The organism is Porphyrobacter sp. CACIAM 03H1, from assembly GCF_002215495.1.
Lineage (GTDB): Bacteria > Pseudomonadota > Alphaproteobacteria > Sphingomonadales > Sphingomonadaceae > Erythrobacter.
Genome location: NZ_CP021378.1, coordinates 3,323,007 through 3,342,208 on the forward strand (window position 1 = coordinate 3,323,007; position 19,202 = coordinate 3,342,208).

Sequence of the window (19,202 nt, forward strand, 5' to 3'; positions counted from 1 at the left end):
CAAAGGCGCGAGAATGCGGGCGCCGCAACGGGAATCCTGCTCTGTGTTCACGGCGAAGCAACCCCTGCACCTGACCTCGGTCGGACTGGTGGTCATCCCGATCGCGGTGGCGAGCGTGATGACCGGCTGCCTCGCGCTGGCGGTGGGGCTTTCGGACCGCTGGGCGGTGGGTTCGCAGGGCGCGCTGCTGATCTCGGCGATCCTGATCTATGCCGCCACGCTGTTCTTCCTCGGCCGCAGCGGCATCGCCACAATCCGCGGGCTCGAGGAACGCGCCCACGGCGATCCGCTCACCCGCCTGCCCAACCGCCACGCGCTCCACGAGGACATCCAGCACTTCTCGCGCGGGGACGAGGAAGTCGCGCTGGCGATGATCGATCTCGACAGCTTCAAGCAGGTGAACGACCACTACGGCCACGCTGTCGGCGACCAGCTGATCGAACGCTGCGCCGATCTCCTGCGCGAGGTGTGCGGCACCGAGGCGCGCTGCTACCGGCTCGGCGGCGACGAATTCGCCGCAGTGATGACCGGCAAGGTCTCGGGCACCATCCTCGAGGGGATCTGCCGCGCGCTGCTGGAACGGCTCGGCACGCCGATCACGCTCGGCCATCGCCACATCGCGGTGGGGGCGAGCATCGGCCTCACCCGCTCGACCGCCGACCTGCGCGTGCCCTCGTCCGAAATGCTGCGCCGGGCGGACGTGGCGATGGACATGTCCAAGCGCGGCGGCAAGATGCGCTGCACCTGGTTCAACGAAAGCTTCGACCGCCGCCGTGAGCGCGTGCGCGAGATCGAGGACGAGATCCGCACCGGCATCACCGCCGGCGAATTCCACCTCGCCTACCAGCCGCTGGTAAGCGCCGAGACCAAGCGCATCGTTGCGGTCGAGGCGCTGCTGCGCTGGGACCGGACCGGGCGCGATCCGCTCGGGCCCAACATCTTCATCCCCGTGGCCGAGGATTCAGGCCTCATCAATCCGCTCGGGCTGTGGGTGCTGCGCCAGGCGGTGTGCGACGCGCTGCGCTGGGGCGACATCACGCTGTCGGTCAACATCTCCGCCGCGCAGCTGCGCAATGCCGAATTCCCGATCAAGCTGGGCGAGGTGCTGGAGGAAACCGGCTTCCCGCCGCACCGGCTCGAACTGGAAGTCACCGAAACCTGCCTCGTGCTCGATCCCGTGGTGGCCGAGCGCACGCTGGACGTGATCCGCAGCTTCGGCGTGCGCATCGCGCTCGACGATTTCGGCACCGGCTATGCCTCGATCGGCTTCCTGCGGCGCTTCCGCTTCGAGAAACTGAAGCTCGACCGCAGCCTCGTGGAACTGGCCGGCGTCGATGACGGCAGCCGGGCGATGATGCTCTCCTCGATCGCGCTCGCCCGCGCGCTCGACATGGGCGTGACCGCGGAAGGCGTCGAGACCGAGGAACAGGCCGAACTGGTGCGCCTTGCCGGGTGCGACCAGATCCAGGGCTGGCTCTATTACCGCGCGCTGCCGGCCGAGGAAATCGACCGGCTGATAGAAGCGCAGAACCGCAACGACGCCCAGGTCGCAGGGCCTCAAAGCAAGGACGACCGGGCAGCATGAGCGCGCTTCAGGACATCGCCATCGACTGCGAGGCCGAAACCGTCGCCAGCGCGGCGTCCGCGCCGACGACGCCGCTGGGCCGCGCGCGCCGCTGGTTCGACGGACTGTCGATCGGTGGCAAGATTACGCTGTTCTTTAGCTGCAATCTCGCCTTCGCGCTGCTCGCGGGACTGTTCGTGGTTGCGGGCTATGTCGAGCTCGGCCAGCGCGCCGAGCGTATCCGCACCACCCACAATGCAGCGCTCACGGCCGAACGCCTGCTGGTGCAGCTGGGCGAGGGCCAGCGCCACGCCGAAATGCTGATCGCGGACGGCGATGCCGCGCGCGCCCGTGCCGCCCGCGAGGCGCTCGACCACGCCGCGACGAGCGCCGCCGCCCTTGCCGACCGTGCAGCCGCCACCGGCATCGCCGCCCAGGACCGCCTTTCGCTGATCCGCGACGGAATCGACGATCTCGGCCGCCAGGTCGCCGCCTACGACCCCGACACCGCCGACGACAGTCGCCGCCGGCGCCAGGCCTCCGAGATCGAGGCCACCGGCAGCGCCGTCATCGAGGCGGCGGGGGACATGACCACCGCACTCGGGCAGGAAGCCGACCGGATGGCCGATGACGGCGCATCGCTGATCTCGCGTCTGCTGGTCATGTGGATCGGCCTCGCGACGATCCTGACGCTCATCACGCTGTTCGCACAGCGTTATTTCAACCGCACCGTGGGCGCGACCCTCGGCGCGATCGCGCGCCAGATGACCGCCATCGCCGCCGGCACGCGCGATGTCGCGATCAGCGGCAAGGAGCGCCGCGACGAAATCGGAGAGATGGCACGCGCGACCGAGGTGTTCCACCGCGCCGGCCTCAGGCTCGAGAAGCTGAGCCGCGAACGCGCCGAACGCGCCAGGGCCGAGCTCGACGAACAGGCCCGCCTGCAGGTGCAGCGCGAGGAGGCCCGGCTCGAACGCGACCGCGCGATCCACGCCATCGCCGACCAGTTCGAACGCACCGTGGGCGAAGTCGTCACCGGCGTGGTTGCCGCCTCCAGCCAGCTGCAATCGACCGCCAGCCTGATGGCGACCACCGCCGAGGACGCGAGCCAGCGCACCGGCGAGGCCGCAGCGGCGATGCAGGAAGCCAATCTCGGGGCCACCGCGGCTGCCGCAGCCAGCGACGAATTCGCCATGTCGATCGGCGAGATCAGTCGTCAGGCCGCCTCCTCCGCCGCACTGGCGCGTGAGGCAAGCGTCTCGGCGCGGCAAGCCGACAGCACCATCGGCGCCCTGTCCCACTCCGCGCAGGAGGTCGGCCAAATCGTCGAGCTGATCCAGACCATCGCGCAGCGCACCAACCTGCTCGCCCTGAACGCCTCGATCGAGGCGGCGCGCGGCGGCGAGGCGGGACGCGGCTTTGCGGTCGTGGCCAGCGAGGTCAAGGAACTCGCCAACCAGACCAGCCGCGCAACCGAACAGGTTGCCGAGCAGATCCGCGCGATGCAATCGACCACCGGCGCCAGCGTCAGCGCCCTGCGCGCCATCGCCAGCCAGATTGAACAGCTCGAAACCACCGCCGTCTCGATCGCCAGCGCGGTCGACCAGCAGTCGGTCGCCGGTCACGATCTCGCCCGCAGCATCGATCTGGCGGCACGCGGAACCGAAAAGGTCGCGGGCCACGTCGATACCGTGCGGGCGCTGTCGCTGTCGACCGGATCGGCCGCTTCGCAGGTGCTTGCGAGCGCAACCAGCCTCGAAACCCAGGCCGCCACGCTGCGCACTCAGGTGCAGGATTTCCTCGCGCGGGTGCGCACCGGCTGACCGCGCACAATCCTCGGCAACTCAAGCTTTTGGAAAGGATTTTCCTTCACAATTGCTTGAAACAAGCCTTCGGGGGATTGCGGAAAATGAACATGATGAGCTTGCAGGAGCGCCGCGAGGAACAGGCCGTTCCCGACTTCGTGCGAGACCTCAGGAGCGACTTCGCGCTGGAGGATGCAGGCGTCGGCGATGCAGACGTGCCGCAAGCAGCCCCGCGCACCACTCTGCTCGAACGCCTGACCTGGTTCCGCAACCTCTCGCTTTCCGGCAAGATCAACGCCGTGTTCGGCACCTTCCTCGGGGTCGGCGTGCTGATGACGCTGGTTCTGGGGCTAGGCCTCACCCACCTGTGGGATCGCTACAACGCCTCGGCCCGGATGCAGGAAACGCTGGTCGCGGCCGGCCAGTTGCAAATGGCCGCGAGCGAGTTGCGCCATCATTCCGTGCGTGTCGTCTACGACCGCAGCACCGGTCCGCGAGAGGCACAGCGGGCCAGCGAAAGCGCGCTGCTGACCCAGCTCACCTCGATCGAGGCAAGCATCGCCGAGGAAGCCCCCCAGCTCGCCCCGCGCGTCAACGCCGTGCGCGCGGAACTCGCCCGCTTCGAGACCACCTTCGACCGCGCCGCCGACAGCGTGCGCGGCGGCGGGGATGCGAATGCGGCGGCAAACGATGTCGCCGGGCAAGGCACCGCCGTGATGGCCGCCACCGCCCGGCTCGCCTCGGACCTTGCCGCGGCGGGCGAGGCGCAGGAAGCGCGTGGCATCGGCTATTTCTTCAACATGATCCTGATTCTCGCCGCGCTGGCGGCGGTGGGCGCGGCGGTGCTGCTGCTGGGTCTCACCTATCTGTCGCGCGATTTCTCGAACAAGATCGTCGAGATCGCCAAGGGCATGAACCAGCTTGCCTCGGGCGACCGCCACTTCACCATCGAGGGCGCCGACCGCCAGGACGAGATCGGCCAGATGGTCCGCGCGCTCGACCTGTTCAAGCGCGCCAACAAGTGGATGGAGGATCGCGCCCGCGAAAAGGCCGAACGCGCCGAGCAGGAATTGCAATTGCAGCAGGAGCGCGAGCGCGAACGGCTCGAGGCCGAGGCGAAGAAGGCGGCCCTTCTCGATGAAGTGGCGCGGCAGTTCGAACGCACCGTCGGCGATGTGGTGAGCGGCGTGGCGGCAGCGTCGAGCCAGCTCCACACCACCGCTTCGCGCATGGCGACGAGCGCCGAGGAAGCCAGCCGTCGCACCGGCGAGGTCGCCGCCTCGATGGAGGAAGCCAATGCCGGCGCCACCGCAGCCGCCGCGGCCAGCGACGAATTCGCACTCTCGATCAGCGAGATCAGCCGTCAGGCGGCCTCCTCCAGCGAACTGGCGCGCCTTGCGACGGTCGCCACCGGCGAGGCCGACGAGACGATCTCGGCACTGGCCGCCTCGGCCGACGAGGTTGGGCAGATCGTCGAACTTATCCAGACTATTGCCCAGCGCACCAACCTGCTGGCGCTGAACGCCTCGATCGAAGCCGCCCGCGGCGGCGAGGCCGGGCGCGGCTTCGCGGTCGTCGCCAGCGAGGTCAAGGAGCTCGCGATGCAGACCAGCCGCGCGACCGAAAAGGTCGCCGAACAAATCCGCGCGATGCAGTCCACCACCGGCGCGAGCGTCAAGGCGCTGCGGGCGATCGCGGGTCAGGTGAAGGACCTCGAAGCCACTGCGGTCTCGATCGCCACGGCAGTCGACCAGCAATCGGTGGCGGGCCGCGATCTCGCCCAGAGCATCGACCTCGCCGCACGCGGGACCGAGAAGGTCAGCGCCCATATCGAGGATGTGCGCCAGCTCTCGCTCTCGACCGGGGCGGCGGCCTCGCAGGTGCTCTCGAGCGCCAACGAGCTCGAGGCCCAGGCGGCGCATCTGGGCGAACAGGTGCGCGGGTTCCTGCGCACCGTGCGGGCGGGATAAGCGCCCGTTCAGGCGCGCGCCGCCAGTTCCTCCATTTCCGCGACCTCGCGGGCGAAGCGCTCGGCAGCGATGCCGGGCGCATGCGCGCGGAAGGCTTCCGCGAGCGCGCGGTAGTACCACAGCGTCCCTTCCCTGCCGCCGGTGAAGCGGCTCCACACGGCCTCACCCATGGCCCGAAGATCGGCGTTGATCGCGCTGGCGTTGTGGGTCTTGTCGGCCAAACTCACTGCGAGACTGCGTGCCGGCTTGTGCGTGAGGCTGGCGATGTAGGCCTCCTTGCGCGGGCGCCATGCCGGCTTGGGCTCCTCGTGCGCATCGGTGCAGTCGGCGACGATCTCCGCCACTCCTCCGCCGAAGCGGGCGCGGATCGCCTCCAGCTGCGCAAGGCCGCCCTGGTCCTCGACCGCATCGTGGAGCAGCGCGGCAATCGCCTGATCCTCGTCCGCCCTGTTCTCGAGCGCGATCGCGGCGACCGCGAGGAGGTACGAGACATAGGGGATCTCGCTCCCCTTGCGCCGCTGCGCGCGGTGGAGGTGACTGGCATAGGCGAGCGCATCGTCGAAGCGGTCGGTGAGGAAGGGGGTGGCAAAGCCATCGGTCATCGCATGTCCTCCTTTAGCCCGATCAAACGCCGATTGCGCCCGGCAGCGAGGCTGCGGGCGTGGATGACGTTGATCTGTGGTGGGTTTTTGACGGTGGTTGCGGGAGTTGGATTTGAACCAACGACCTTCAGGTTATGAGCCTGACGAGCTACCGGGCTGCTCCATCCCGCGATACCGATACGTCCGTGAAGCCGGAAGGCTTCAAAGACGCCAAAAGGGCCGCCCTTGCGGGTCAGCCCTGTTGACTTGTGAATGGGTTATTCCCGCTCCCACTGGTCGCAATGCCTGGCGGCGACCTACTCTTCCAACGCTTGAGCGTTAGTACCATCGGCGCTGTCTGGTTTCACGGCCGAGTTCGAGATGGGATCGGGTGGGTCACAGACGCTATGGCCACCAAGCAATGGGACCAGTGGATGCGGGTTTCAAATCGATGCACACTCATGGGTATGAGTGGTTAAGGGCGTATCTGACTGGAGCTTTCTCCACCAACGCGCTCCTGCAGTGCAGGGCTGACGTTGATAGTGCAGACTCTCAAGCGCGATATGAACTATTAGGACCGGTTAGCTCCATACATTACTGCACTTCCACACCCGGCCTATCAACGTGATGGTCTATCACGGTTCAAAGATACCTAATCTCAAGGGAGGCTTCCCGCTTAGATGCTTTCAGCGGTTATCCCGTCCGTGCATAGCTACCCTGCGGCACCCTTGGCAGGATGACAGGTACACCAGAGGCACGTTCACCCCGGTCCTCTCGTACTAGGGGCAACTCCTTTCAAGTATCGACGCCCACGGCAGATAGGGACCAAACTGTCTCGCGACGTTCTGAACCCAGCTCACGTACCACTTTAATTGGCGAACAGCCAAACCCTTGGGACCTGCTCCAGCCCCAGGATGTGATGAGCCGACATCGAGGTGCCAAACGATTCCGTCGATATGAGCTCTTGGGAATCATCAGCCTGTTATCCCCGGCGTACCTTTTATCCGTTGAGCGATGGCCCTTCCACGAGGGACCACCGGATCACTATGACCGACTTTCGTCTCTGCTCGACTCGTCAGTCTCGCAGTCAGGCAGGCTTATGCCATTGCACTCTAACAGACGGTTTCCAACCGTCCTGAGCCTACCATCGCGCGCCTCCGTTACTCTTTAGGAGGCGACCGCCCCAGTCAAACTACCCGCCACAGAGGGTCCCAACACCGGATAACGGTGCGTGGTTAGACATCAGAAAACAGCAGGGTGGTATTTCACCTATGGCTCCACGACAGCTGGCGCCGTCGCTTCAAAGCCTCCCACCTATGCTACACAACTCTTTCCTAATGCCACTCTGAAGCTGCAGTAAAGGTGCACGGGGTCTTTCCGTCTAACCGCGGGTACTCCGCATCTTCACGGAGAATTCAATTTCGCTGAGCATATCCTGGAGACAGTGGGGAAGTCGTTACGCCATTCGTGCAGGTCGGAACTTACCCGACAAGGAATTTCGCTACCTTAGGACCGTTATAGTTACGGCCGCCGTTTACTGGGGCTTCAATTCGGAGCTTGCACTCCTCCTCTTAACCTTCCAGCACCGGGCAGGCGTCAGACCCTATACGTCGTCTTGAAGCCGACTTAGCAGAGTCCTGTGTTTTTGATAAACAGTCGCTACCCCCTGGCCTGTGCCCCCCGCCAAAAGTTGCCTTAAGACGGGGCCTCCTTCTTCCGAAGGTACGGAGGCAATTTGCCGAGTTCCTTCAGGATACTTCTCTCAAGCGCCTTGGTATACTCTACCTGACCACCTGTGTCGGTTTCGGGTACGGTCTATACGGTGGGGCTATTTCCTGGAACCTCTTCACTGCCCAACCAATCCAATAAGGAGGGACAATTTACGAGATCCGTCACACACCACCAGGCCCACGAATATTAACGTGGTTCCCATCGACTACCCCCTTCGGGCTCGTCTTAGGGGCCGGCTCACCCTACGCTGATTAGCATTGCGTAGGAACCCTTGGTCTTTCGGCGACAGGGTATCTCACCCTGTTAGTCGCTACTCATGTCAGCATTCGCACTTCCGATACGTCCAGAGTCGGTTACCCTTCTCCTTCGCTCGCTTACGGAACGCTCCGCTACCGCTGCAGTAAACTGCAACCCTAAGCTTCGGTGCATATCTTTAGCCCCGTTACATCTTCGCCGCAGGAACCCTTATTTAGACCAGTGAGCTGTTACGCTTTCTTTAAAGGATGGCTGCTTCTAAGCCAACCTCCTGGTTGTTTTGGGATTCCCACATGCTTTCCCACTTAGATATGACTTGGGGACCTTAGCTGTAGGTTAGGGCTGTTTCCCTTTTGACGACGGACCTTAGCACCCGCCGTCTGTCTGCCAGACAAGACTCGATGGTATTCGGAGTTTGGTTAGGTTTGGTACCGCTCGCGCAGCCCTAGCCCATCCAGTGCTCTACCCCCATCGGCATACATCTGACGCTCTACCTCAATAGATTTCGCGGAGAACCAGCTATTTCCCGGCTTGATTGGCCTTTCACCCCTAAACACAAGTCATCCGAGCATTTTTCAACATGCAACGGTTCGATCCTCCAGTGCGTGTTACCGCACCTTCAATCTGCTCATGCCTAGATCGCCGGGTTTCGGGTCTAATCCAACATACTCAGTCGCCCTATTCAGACTCGCTTTCGCTTCGCCTACACCTAACGGCTTAAGCTCGCATGCTAGATTAAGTCACTGACCCATTATGCAAGAGGTACGCTGTCACCCCCTATGGGGCTCCAACTGCTTGTAAGCATCCGGTTTCAGGTACTGTTTCACTCCCCTAATCGGGGTGCTTTTCACCTTTCCCTCACGGTACTGTGTTCGCTATCGGTCATGTACGAGTATTTAGGCTTGGAGGGTGGTCCCCCCATGTTCAGACAGGATTACACGTGTCCCGCCCTACTCTAGTCCTTCATCATCACTTTCGCATACGGGACTGTCACCCGCTATGGTCACACTTTCCAGAGTGTTCTGCTAGTTGAAATGAAGGCACTGGCCTGGTCCCGGTTCGCTCGCCACTACTACGGGAATCTCTGTTGATGTCTTTTCCTCCGGGTACTGAGATGTTTCAGTTCCCCGGGTTCGCTTCACCAAGCCTATATATTCAGCTCGGTGATACCTTATCCACCTCGCCCGGCCTGCCCGAAAGCAGACTGGAAGAAATGGTGAAGGTGGGTTTCCCCATTCGGAAATCGCCGGATCAAAGTTTGCTCACAACTCCCCGACGCTTATCGCAGCGTGCCACGTCCTTCATCGCCTGTACATGCCAAGGCATCCACCAAATGCTCTTACCTCACGCTTGAGAATCCACACCATCAACGTCAGGCCTGCATAAAAGCCCGAGCGCTTGAAGATGGTGGGAGAATTATCTCAGCCAGATAATCAATTTGATTGATTTGTGATGCACGATCGTCCGCGCAGGCCGAAGCCCGTTCGATACAATCCATGCGCCACGGCATCGATTTAAAAACCCATTCACAATGTCAAAGATCGGCGACGCTGACTAATCAGCACGATCGCCTGACCTGCCGAAGCAGGATCCGGTTCGTTTCATCTATCGGAAGTTTGAAGTGCCTGGTGGAGCCTATCGGGATCGAACCGATGACCTGATGCTTGCAAAGCAACCGCTCTCCCAGCTGAGCTAAGGCCCCTTGAGGTGATGGTGGGCCTGAGAGGATTTGAACCTCTGACCTCACCCTTATCAGGGGTGCGCTCTAACCAACTGAGCTACAGGCCCACTCCACTGCGGCCGGCTGCCATTCCCGAGGGAACAGGCTGCCGCCAATGGCGTGAGCCGGCTAAGGCACACAGCGCGACCGCAAGCGGTGCGCTGTATTCCGATTGATGAAAGGACATGAGGACGACGGCAATGTTCTTTGGAGACCGCGAAGCACTTCCCCGGGCTAGCCGAGGCGCTTTCGCGAATATCCTTAGAAAGGAGGTGATCCAGCCGCAGGTTCCCCTACGGCTACCTTGTTACGACTTCACCCCAGTCGCTGAACCCACCGTGGTCAGCTGCCTCCTTGCGGTTAGCGCACTGCCTTCGGGTGAATCCAACTCCCATGGTGTGACGGGCGGTGTGTACAAGGCCTGGGAACGTATTCACCGCGGCATGCTGATCCGCGATTACTAGCGATTCCGCCTTCATGCCCTCGAGTTGCAGAGGACAATCCGAACTGAGACATCTTTTGGAGATTAGCGCACCCTTGCGGGATAGCTGCCCACTGTAGATGCCATTGTAGCACGTGTGTAGCCCAGCCTGTAAGGGCCATGAGGACTTGACGTCATCCCCACCTTCCTCCGGCTTATCACCGGCAGTTTCCTTAAAGTGCCCAACTTAATGATGGCAACTAAGGACGAGGGTTGCGCTCGTTGCGGGACTTAACCCAACATCTCACGACACGAGCTGACGACAGCCATGCAGCACCTGTCACTAGGTCCCCGAAGGGAAGAAATCTGTCTCCAGAAGTCGTCCTAGGATGTCAAAGGCTGGTAAGGTTCTGCGCGTTGCTTCGAATTAAACCACATGCTCCACCGCTTGTGCAGGCCCCCGTCAATTCCTTTGAGTTTTAATCTTGCGACCGTACTCCCCAGGCGGATAACTTAATGCGTTAGCTGCGCCACCCAAGTTCCATGAACCCGGACAGCTAGTTATCATCGTTTACGGCGTGGACTACCAGGGTATCTAATCCTGTTTGCTCCCCACGCTTTCGCACCTCAGCGTCAATACTTGTCCAGCGAGTCGCCTTCGCCACTGGTGTTCTTCCGAATATCTACGAATTTCACCTCTACACTCGGAATTCCACTCGCCTCTCCAAGATTCTAGCTTCCCAGTTTCAAGGGCAGTTCCGGGGTTGAGCCCCGGGATTTCACCCCTGACTTAAAAAGCCGCCTACGTGCGCTTTACGCCCAGTAATTCCGAACAACGCTAGCTCCCTCCGTATTACCGCGGCTGCTGGCACGGAGTTAGCCGGAGCTTATTCTCCAGGTACTGTCATTATCATCCCTGGTAAAAGAACTTTACAACCCTAAGGCCTTCATCACTCACGCGGCATTGCTGGATCAGGCTTTCGCCCATTGTCCAATATTCCCCACTGCTGCCTCCCGTAGGAGTCTGGGCCGTGTCTCAGTCCCAGTGTGGCTGATCATCCTCTCAGACCAGCTATGGATCGTCGCCTTGGTAGGCCTTTACCCCACCAACTAGCTAATCCAACGCGGGCCCATCCAAAGGCGATAAATCTTTGGTCCGAAGACATTATCCGGTATTAGCTCAAATTTCTCTGAGTTATTCCGAACCTAAGGGCAGGTTCCCACGCGTTACGCACCCGTGCGCCACTAGACCCGAAGGTCTCGTTCGACTTGCATGTGTTAGGCATGCCGCCAGCGTTCGTTCTGAGCCAGGATCAAACTCTCAAGTTGTGTCACACACCAAACCGGCATGGGGATAACCCCATCGACCAGCATGGCATGAGCTGCAAGGAGCCGATACCTGCACTGTCAAACGTAATGGATACGAATGAACATGCTTGCCATCCGGGCAGGCGTGGAGCCCGCGATCGGATATGGCGATCGGCTTGAGTTAACCGGTTACCGGAGCCTTGAGGTCCCCGGACCGGGCGCCGTCGCCCACATGTCCCTTCATCAAAAACCAACGATGTCAAAGAGCCGCCAGACAGAAATGGCGGACAGCGCTTGGTTCCCCGATTTACACCGGGGGACCGGCTATCCGAATTTGTTGGCGACCGAGCGTTGCGGTGGCGGTGGAAGCCGTCAGCGCCGCGTCGGTGGAGCCCATCTATGAGCGCTTCCTGATTCGGTCAACGGGTTTTTGCAATTTTATTTCAGGGACGCGCAAGAACCGCAGAATTCCGCCATTTTTTCCCTACATTCGGCCCCTCTCCGTCCCCTTGGACCCCCGAGAATCACCCCGGGCACTCCGCGAATCCGGGTGAATCACCCCCCTGAATCGGCCTTTCGGCGGCTTTCAGACCAGCCACGCCCCCTTTCCGGCCGCGATTCACCCCGGATCGCCCGGCGAATCCGCGGCAGACGGATTCGCGGCCTGTTGGGAGCCTCGCTCCGACATGGTAGGATCGCCCCTGCGTGACAGTGCCGCCAGCGCCCTGCCGCATGGGAGAGAGACCATGAGAGCGCGACACCTGTTCGCCGCCACTGCGCTAGCCGCCGCCTTGCCGGTAGCGGCGGAGACCCCCTCGCCTGCTCCTTCGCCCGCCGCCGGCCTCGTCGATCCCGGAGCCGAGGTGCTGCTGCTGGAGGAGGAGCGTCACGCAAGGCTTACGCTTCCCGTGCTGGTGGAAGGCGCCGGTCCCTTCGCCTTCATGATCGACACCGGCAGCCAGGCCACCGCCATCACCCACCAGATTCGCACCGCGGCGAATCTCGCGCCCGCGGGGACGGCCGTGCTGGTCGGCATGGCCAGCCGCCGCGAGGTCGAGCTCGCTCGGGTCGGTCGCATCGATTTCGGCACCAACAGCTTCACCGATTTCACCGCGCCCGTGCTCGCGCGCGAGAACGTCGGGGCGGACGGGATCATCGGACTCGACGCGCTGCAGGACTTCCGCGTGCTGATCGACTTCCGCAAGCAGACCATCGCGGTGGAGGATGCCAGCCGCAAAGCCCGGGGCGGCGGGTTCGAGATCATCGTGCGTGCGCGCCAGAAGCTCGGACAGCTGCTCATCACCGATGCCTTCGTCGACGATGTGCGGGCGACGGTAATCATCGACACCGGCGCGCAGGCGAGCCTGGGCAACCTCGCCCTGCGCGAGCGGATCCGCGCGCGCCGCGCCGAGGAGGTCGTCACCACCGACGTCAACGGCGTCGATATCGTCGGCGAGCTTGCCATCGTGCGCTCGCTCACGATCGAGGGCATGTCGCTGTCCGACGTGCCGCTGACCTTTGCCGACACCCCCGCCTTCGCCGCGCTCGGGCTGCAGGACCAGCCGGTGCTCTCGATCGGGATGCAGCACCTCGCCCTGTTCGACCGGGTCGCGATCGATTTCGACCGCCAGCGCATCCTTTTCGACGTGCCGGCCGACGTCGCAAGGGCGCTGCGCCAGGCGAAGCAATCGGCCAACTACCGGGCGCGCTTCTAGGCCCGCCGTCCTTGCGCGGCGGCGCGGGGGCGCCCACATGGGACGGGCCATGCCGCCCGACGCCCCCACCCCCGCCGCCGATCCTGCCAATAAGAAGACTCGCGCGCGCGACGTGGAGGGCTGGCCGACACTCAGGCGCTTCCTCCCCTACCTCTGGCCGAAGGACAATCCGGCCCTGCGCACCCGCATCGTCATCGCGATGGCGCTGGTGCTGGCGGCGAAGGCCGTCACCCTCGCCCTGCCCTTCGCTTACAAGGGCGCGGTCGATGCCATGTCGGGAACAGGCACGATGCGCGAAGGGGCGACGGTCGCGCTGGCGCTGGTCGCGGCCTATGCGCTGGGGCGCTTCACATCGGTCGCCTTTGACAACCTCAGGAACATGGCCTTCGAGCGGGTCGGCCAGATCGCTACCCTGCACCTGGCCGAGGACGTCTTCCACCGCCTCCATCGCCTGTCCCTGAGGTTCCACCTCGCGCGTCGCACCGGCGAGGTAACCAAGATCATCGAGCGCGGAACCAAGAGCATCGACCAGATGCTCTATTTCCTGCTGTTCAACATCGCGCCGACCATCATCGAGCTGATCGCGGTCGGCGTCATCTTCTACCTCAATTTCGGGATCGAGCTGGTCGCGGCCACCGCCGTCACCGTGATCGCCTATGTCTGGGTGACGCGCGCGATCACCGAATGGCGCACCAAGCTGCGGCGCGAGATGAACGATCTCGACGGCAAGGCCCTGCACCGCGCGGTCGATTCGCTGCTCAACTACGAGACCGTGAAGTATTTTGGCGCCGAGAAGCGGGAGGAGGCGCGCTACTCCCAGGCCGCGCGCGCCTATGCCGAAGCCGCGATCAAGTCCGAGAACTCGGTAGGCCTGCTCAACATGGCGCAAGGGGCGATCACCAACGCGCTGGTGGCAGGCGCAATGGCCTATACCGTGTGGGGCTGGAGCACCGGTGCGCTGACGGTCGGCGATCTGGTCCTCGTCAACACCTATCTGATCCAGCTGTTCCGCCCGCTGGACGTGCTCGGCTGGGTGTATCGAACCATCCGTCAGGGCCTGATCGACATGGCGGAGATGTTCCGCCTGATCGACACCGACATCGAGGTGCGCGACAAGCTCGGCGCCCCCGCGCTGGTCATCCGCAAGCCGACGGTCGTCTTCGACAATGTCACCTTCGGTTATGACCCGGGCCGCACGATCCTGAACGGCCTCAGCTTCGAAGTGCCCGCCGGCACCACCACCGCCATCGTCGGCCCCTCGGGCGCGGGCAAGAGCACCATCGGGCGGCTGCTGTTCCGCTTCTACGATCCGCAGGCCGGCCGCGTGCTGGTGGGAGGCGAGGACATCGCCGGGGTCACGCAGGAGTCGCTCCGCGCCGCGATCGGCATCGTCCCGCAGGATTCGGTGCTGTTCAACGAAAGCCTCGCCTACAACATCGCCTATGGCGCCGAAGGCGCGAACCAGGCGCGGATCGAGGCGGCGGCACGCGATGCCGCGCTCACCCCGCTGATCGAGCGGCTGCCCGACCGCTACGACACGATGGTGGGCGAGCGCGGGCTGAAGCTCTCGGGCGGGGAGAAGCAGCGCGTCGCCATCGCCCGCACGCTGGTCAAGAACCCGCCGATCCTGCTGCTCGACGAGGCGACCAGCGCGCTCGACACCCGCACCGAACAGGAGATCCTCGCAACCCTCCACCGGATCGCCGAAGGCCGCACCACCATCGCCATCGCGCATCGCCTGTCGACCATCGCCGATGCCGACAACATCCTCGTCCTCGATCACGGCCGGCTGGCCGAAAGCGGCGACCATGCAACGCTGATCGCGCGGGGCGGGCTCTATGCCGAAATGTGGGCGCGCCAGGCGAGCGAGCGGCGCGAGGACGACGATCTCGCTGCCGAGGCCGAAGCCGCCGAGTAGAAGTCTAGTCCGGCGGGAAACGTTCGAACCGCGGAAGCTTGTGCAGCGTCGCCACCCAAGCCGGTGCATCCGCCAGCTGCATCAGCGCCTCGGGCGGATAGGCATCAGGGTCGTCGAGCGTCGCGATCTGCACGTCGACGATCCCTGGCAGGACATCTTCATTGATGTAGTAAAGACCGGTCCCGCACGCCCCACAGAACCAGCGTTCCGCACCGGGGGACGAGCGGTAGATTGCAGGCTCGCCCTGCACCAGCCGGAATGCCGCTCTCGGCACCGCCAGCCAGCCGACAGCATGCGCGCCTGCACAGCGTTGGCAGTCCGAGCAATGGCAGATGGAGGCGCGAACAGCCTCGCCCTCGATAGCATAGACACAAGCGCCGCAATGGCAGCGACCCTGGGGCATCGGCAGGCTCCTTTTCCGGCACTTGAGCTGAGCGTCGGTCGGCGTGGCTTGGCTTCGGTACTTGTCGAAGCTAGGCTGGCGCACCATCGCAATCAATGGCCTGTTCGGGTCGTAAACATCATGAACCCGCACGCTGTGCAGACCATGCATAACAAGGGGATATTCACCAAAATGCTTCGACTGCGTTTTATCGGCGCGCTGCTCGCCGCCACTGCCATGCCGCTTGCGGCCCAGACAGCGACCACCCAGCCCGAGCAAGCACCCGAGCTGGTTGTCGCCAAGCCTGCTGCGCTCACCGCCGAACAGATGCCCCCGATCCCGCTCGAACTGGCCGAGCGCGTGCGCCCCTATCTCGAAGCCCGCGGCGCGGGCTTCGCCGGCTGGGATCCGAACACCCGCGCGGTGATGATCTCGACCCGCTTCGCCAATGTCAGCCAGCTCCACCGCGTCGAGATGCCGATGGGCGCACGCACCCAGATCAGCTTCGAGGCCGAACCGGTGCGCGGCTCCTTCGCGCCGGGCAAGGGCGATGTCGTGCTGGTCAGCAAGGATCGCGGCGGGGACGAGTATTTCCAGCTCCACACGCTGAAGGACGGCCGCCTCACCCTGCTCACCGACGGCAGGAGCCGCAACGAGATGAACGCCTGGAGCCGCGACGGCGAGCTGATCGGCTTCAGCTCGACCCGCCGCAATGGCGTTGATTCGGACCTCTATGTCATGAACCCGCGCGATCCCGGTTCGGCACGGATGGTCCACGAGAGCAAGGGCGGCGGCTGGGCCATCGCCGGCTTCTCGCCCGACAAGACGACCGCCTATGTCGCCGACTACCGCTCGGTGCAGGATGTCGACCTCTACCGGCTCGACCTCGCCAGCGGCGCGATGACCCCGATCGGCGACCCCAGGGCGATGATCGCCTATGGCGGTATGGAGATCGGCCCCGACGGGACGCTGTGGGTGACGAGCGACGAGGGCGCGGACTTCCAGCGCCTCGGCCGGATCGACCCGGTCACCGGCACCTTCACCCCGGTCAGTCGCGAGAAATGGGACGTCGACGGCTTCGACATCTCGGATGACGGCAAGACCATCGTCTACGAGGTCAACGAGGCGGGTTCGGACCGGCTGCGCATCCTCGACATCGCTTCGGGCAAGGTGACCCGCGTCGATGCCCTGCCCGCCGGCCAGATCGGCGGGCTCGAGATCGCGCCGTGGGGCGAGATCGGCTTCTCCTTCTCCAGCGCCAAGAGCGCGGCGGACGTCTGGTCGCTCGACCCCAAGACGATGCAGCTCACCCGCTGGACCCGCAGCGAGACCGGCGGTCTCGACACCGAGGTCAACGTCGAGCCGCGCATCGTGACGACGAAAAGCTTCGACGGGCTGGAGGTCTCGGGCCTCCTCTACATGCCCGATCCGGCGAAGTTCCCCGGCAAACGCCCGCTGATCGTCAGCGTCCACGGCGGGCCCGAGGGCCAGTCGACCGCGGGCTTCATGGGCCGCAGCAACTACTACCTCAACGAGCTCGGCATCGGGGTATTCTACCCCAACGTCCGCGGTTCGACCGGCTACGGCAAGACCTTCGTCAGCCTCGACAACGGGCCGTTCAAGCGGGAGGACTCGGTCAAGGACATGGCTGCGCTGATCGATGCCGTGCGCAAGGACAAGGCGGTCGATCCGGCGAAGGTGGGCCTAACCGGCGGCTCCTATGGCGGCTACATGTGCTATGCGGCGGCGGTGCAGCTGAAGGACAGGATCGCGGCCACCCAGTGCACCGTGGCGATCAGCAACTTCGTCAGCTTCCTCGAAAACACCAACCCCTACCGCCAGGACCTGCGCCGGGTGGAATACGGCGACGAGCGCATCCCCGAACAGCGCGCCAAGCTGATGGAGATCAGCCCGCTCACCCGGGTGAACGAGATCGAAAAGCCGATGTTCGTGATCACCGGTGCCAACGATCCGCGCGTGCCCAAGTCAGAAGCCGACCAGATGGTCGCCGCGATCCGGGCGAACGGCGGCGAGGCGTGGCACCTCGTGGCCGCCGACGAGGGCCACGGCTTCGCGAAGAAGGCCAATTCCGACTACGCCTTCCTCGCGCAGCTGGTGTTCTGGAAGAAGCACCTGCTGGGCGAGTAATCAGCCCGTGACGGAGAGGCGCTGGAGCACCTCCAGCGCCTCCTCGCGCCGCTCCCACGGCACGAAGAGGTGATCGTGGTGGAACCCCGCCACGACATTGCAGGCGATCCCGCGTGCAGCGAGCGCGCCCGCCACGGCGGCGGTAAGGCCCACGCCCTCGAGCGCGGAATGGACCGTGAGGGTGATCCGGGCAAAGCCGCCACCCTCCGCCGGCAGGATCGCGGTGGTGCCCTCGTCCTCGCGGATCAGGGCGAAGGCTTCGGCGGGCGGCTCGCCCTCGATCAGGACAAAGGCCCAGGCCTGAGCATCGAGCACAGGGGCCATGCCTGCCAGCATCCCCGCAAGATCGCTGACCGGCCCGCCCGCCATTACAGGATGTACTTGGAAAGGTCGGTGTTGCCCGCCAGCCCCTCGAGCCGGGAGCGGACGTAGTCGGCATCGATGCGGATCGTCTCGCCGACGTGATCCTCGGCCTCGAAGCTGATCTCCTCGAGCAGCCGTTCCATCACGGTCTGCAGGCGCCGCGCGCCGATGTTCTCGACGCTGCTGTTCACCTGCGCGGCAATGCGCGCGATCTCGGCAACGGCATCATCGGCGAAATCGAGCGTCACCTGTTCGGTGCCGAGCAGCGCCTTGTACTGCGTCACGAGATTGGCGCGGGTTTCAGAAAGGATTCGCACGAAATCCGCCTCGGTCAGCGCGCGCAGCTCGACGCGGATCGGCAGGCGGCCCTGCAATTCGGGCAGCATGTCCGAGGGCTTGGCGACGTGGAAGGCACCGCTCGCGATGAACAGCACGTGGTCGGTCTTCATCGGCCCGTACTTGGTGGCGACCGTGGTGCCCTCGATCAGCGGGAGGAGGTCGCGCTGCACGCCCTCGCGGCTGACAGAGCCGCCGCGCACGTCGCTGACCGCGATCTTGTCGATCTCGTCGAGGAACACGATCCCGTTGGTCTCGGCGTTCTGGAGCGCGGCGCGGGCGACATCGTCCTGATCGAGACGCTTGTCGGCCTCCTCGTCGACCAGCTTGTCCCATGCGTCGGGCACTCGCAGCTTCTGGCGGCGGGTGTTCTTCCGCCCCAGCGCTTTGCCCATCATGTCGGACAGGTCGATCATCCCGATCTGCCCGCCCATCGGGCCCATGTCGAAGGGTGCGGCCGGCGTGTCGCGCACCTCGATCTCGACCTCGACATCGTTCATCGCGTTCTGGACGATGCGCTGGCGGAAGCTTTCACGGGTCGCCTCCGAGGCGTTCTCGCCGACCAGCGCATTGAGGAGCCGCTGCATCGCCGCCTCGCTCGCGGCCTCGCGCACCTTCTCGCGGCGGCGTTCCTTCTCGAGGCGGATCGCCTCTTCCACGAGGTCGCGGGCGATCTGCTCGACGTCGCGGCCGACATAGCCGACCTCGGTGAACTTGGTCGCCTCGACCTTGATGAAGGGGGCCTCGGCGAGTTTCGCCAGGCGGCGGCTGATCTCGGTCTTGCCGCAGCCCGTGGGGCCGATCATCAGGATGTTCTTGGGCGTGACCTCGTCGCGCAGCTCGGCGCCGAGCCGCTGGCGGCGCCAGCGATTGCGCAGCGCGACGGCGACCGCGCGCTTGGCGTCGGCCTGACCGATGATGTGCTCGTCGAGCGCGGCGACGATGGCCTTGGGGGTGAGCGACTGAGTGGGGGAGCTGTCCATTG

Annotated in this window: 10 protein-coding genes, 3 tRNA genes and 3 rRNA genes; 6 read left to right on the forward strand and 10 right to left on the reverse strand. The window is 64.1% G+C overall.

Going from position 1 to position 19,202, the window contains the following annotated elements:
• The first annotated feature begins 43 nt into the window (after nucleotides 1-43).
• From CBR61_RS15735 to CBR61_RS15745, 3 genes are all read left to right on the forward strand, one after another.
• Entirely contained in the window at nucleotides 44-1,585 is a 1,542-nt protein-coding gene (locus CBR61_RS15735) for a putative bifunctional diguanylate cyclase/phosphodiesterase (protein ID WP_233996765.1), read from the forward strand.
• The gene (locus CBR61_RS15740; RefSeq protein WP_233996766.1) at nucleotides 1,582-3,387 is read left to right on the forward strand and encodes a methyl-accepting chemotaxis protein; all 1,806 of its coding nucleotides are present in this window, start codon (nucleotides 1,582-1,584) and stop codon (nucleotides 3,385-3,387) included. Before CBR61_RS15735 ends, CBR61_RS15740 begins: the two co-directional genes overlap by 4 nt.
• 86 nt (nucleotides 3,388-3,473) lie before the next feature.
• Nucleotides 3,474-5,339, forward strand: coding sequence for a methyl-accepting chemotaxis protein (locus CBR61_RS15745; RefSeq protein WP_233996767.1), 1,866 nt, complete (start codon nucleotides 3,474-3,476; stop codon nucleotides 5,337-5,339).
• An 8-nt stretch (nucleotides 5,340-5,347) separates the two neighbouring features.
• Here CBR61_RS15745 and CBR61_RS15750 read toward each other — a convergent pair whose 3' ends face one another.
• The 7 genes from CBR61_RS15750 to CBR61_RS15780 all read right to left on the reverse strand — a co-directional run bounded on the left by CBR61_RS15750 (nucleotide 5,348) and on the right by CBR61_RS15780 (nucleotide 11,376).
• Nucleotides 5,348-5,941 (reverse strand): HD domain-containing protein, encoded by a 594-nt coding sequence (locus CBR61_RS15750; protein ID WP_088915229.1) that lies wholly within the window; start codon nucleotides 5,939-5,941, stop codon nucleotides 5,348-5,350.
• Between the two features lie 94 nt (nucleotides 5,942-6,035).
• Nucleotides 6,036-6,112: transfer RNA gene (locus tag CBR61_RS15755), tRNA-Met, on the reverse strand.
• Nucleotides 6,113-6,224: 112 nt separating this feature from the next.
• Nucleotides 6,225-6,339 (reverse strand): 5S ribosomal RNA (rrf, locus tag CBR61_RS15760).
• A 132-nt stretch (nucleotides 6,340-6,471) separates the two neighbouring features.
• A 23S ribosomal RNA gene (locus CBR61_RS15765) occupies nucleotides 6,472-9,259 on the reverse strand.
• A 273-nt stretch (nucleotides 9,260-9,532) separates the two neighbouring features.
• Nucleotides 9,533-9,608, reverse strand: a tRNA-Ala gene (locus CBR61_RS15770).
• 9 nt (nucleotides 9,609-9,617) lie between these two features.
• Nucleotides 9,618-9,694: transfer RNA gene (locus CBR61_RS15775), tRNA-Ile, on the reverse strand.
• Nucleotides 9,695-9,891: 197 nt separating this feature from the next.
• Nucleotides 9,892-11,376, reverse strand: a 16S ribosomal RNA gene (locus CBR61_RS15780).
• Together the 16S, 23S and 5S rRNA genes with 3 tRNA genes alongside form the textbook arrangement of a ribosomal RNA operon.
• Nucleotides 11,377-12,101: 725 nt before the next feature.
• On the opposite strand from CBR61_RS15780, the gene CBR61_RS15785 reads away from it, so the two are divergent.
• Nucleotides 12,102-13,070, forward strand: coding sequence for a retropepsin-like aspartic protease (locus CBR61_RS15785; protein WP_088915230.1), 969 nt, complete (start codon nucleotides 12,102-12,104; stop codon nucleotides 13,068-13,070).
• Nucleotides 13,071-13,119: 49 nt separating this feature from the next.
• Nucleotides 13,120-14,988 carry an ABCB family ABC transporter ATP-binding protein/permease gene (locus CBR61_RS15790; protein WP_088915231.1) on the forward strand — a complete coding sequence of 623 codons (1,869 nt, stop codon included), beginning with the start codon at nucleotides 13,120-13,122 and terminating at the stop codon, nucleotides 14,986-14,988.
• A 4-nt stretch (nucleotides 14,989-14,992) separates the two neighbouring features.
• Here CBR61_RS15790 and CBR61_RS15795 read toward each other — a convergent pair whose 3' ends face one another.
• The gene (locus tag CBR61_RS15795; protein ID WP_233996768.1) at nucleotides 14,993-15,541 is read right to left on the reverse strand and encodes a GFA family protein; all 549 of its coding nucleotides are present in this window, start codon (nucleotides 15,539-15,541) and stop codon (nucleotides 14,993-14,995) included.
• Nucleotides 15,542-15,562: 21 nt separating this feature from the next.
• Between CBR61_RS15795 and CBR61_RS15800 the strand changes: the two genes are divergently transcribed.
• Entirely contained in the window at nucleotides 15,563-17,518 is a 1,956-nt protein-coding gene (locus CBR61_RS15800; protein WP_088915674.1) for a prolyl oligopeptidase family serine peptidase, read from the forward strand.
• On the opposite strand, the gene CBR61_RS15805 is transcribed toward CBR61_RS15800, so the two are convergent.
• A complete protein-coding gene (locus tag CBR61_RS15805) occupies nucleotides 17,519-17,887 on the reverse strand; it encodes an ACT domain-containing protein (RefSeq protein WP_088915232.1) in 369 nt (122 codons plus the stop codon). It abuts the gene before it with no gap.
• Nucleotides 17,887-19,200 carry an ATP-dependent protease ATPase subunit HslU gene (gene hslU / locus CBR61_RS15810; protein WP_088915233.1) on the reverse strand — a complete coding sequence of 438 codons (1,314 nt, stop codon included), beginning with the start codon at nucleotides 19,198-19,200 and terminating at the stop codon, nucleotides 17,887-17,889. Before hslU ends, CBR61_RS15805 begins: the two co-directional genes overlap by 1 nt.
• Between the last annotated feature and the right edge of the window lie 2 nt (nucleotides 19,201-19,202).

Bases quoted from the DNA above. Each gene is read 5' to 3' on its own strand.
- CBR61_RS15740 (WP_233996766.1), top strand. From the start codon at position 1,582: ATGAGCGCGCTTCAGGACATCGCCATCGACTGCGAGGCCGAAACCGTC.
- CBR61_RS15745 (WP_233996767.1), top strand. From the start codon at position 3,474: ATGAACATGATGAGCTTGCAGGAGCGCCGCGAGGAACAGGCCGTTCCC.
- CBR61_RS15750 (WP_088915229.1), bottom strand. From the start codon at position 5,941: ATGACCGATGGCTTTGCCACCCCCTTCCTCACCGACCGCTTCGACGAT.
- CBR61_RS15785 (WP_088915230.1), top strand. From the start codon at position 12,102: ATGAGAGCGCGACACCTGTTCGCCGCCACTGCGCTAGCCGCCGCCTTG.
- CBR61_RS15790 (WP_088915231.1), top strand. From the start codon at position 13,120: ATGCCGCCCGACGCCCCCACCCCCGCCGCCGATCCTGCCAATAAGAAG.
- CBR61_RS15795 (WP_233996768.1), bottom strand. From the start codon at position 15,541: ATGCATGGTCTGCACAGCGTGCGGGTTCATGATGTTTACGACCCGAAC.
- CBR61_RS15800 (WP_088915674.1), top strand. From the start codon at position 15,563: ATGCTTCGACTGCGTTTTATCGGCGCGCTGCTCGCCGCCACTGCCATG.
- CBR61_RS15805 (WP_088915232.1), bottom strand. From the start codon at position 17,887: ATGGCGGGCGGGCCGGTCAGCGATCTTGCGGGGATGCTGGCAGGCATG.
- hslU (WP_088915233.1), bottom strand. From the start codon at position 19,200: ATGGACAGCTCCCCCACTCAGTCGCTCACCCCCAAGGCCATCGTCGCC.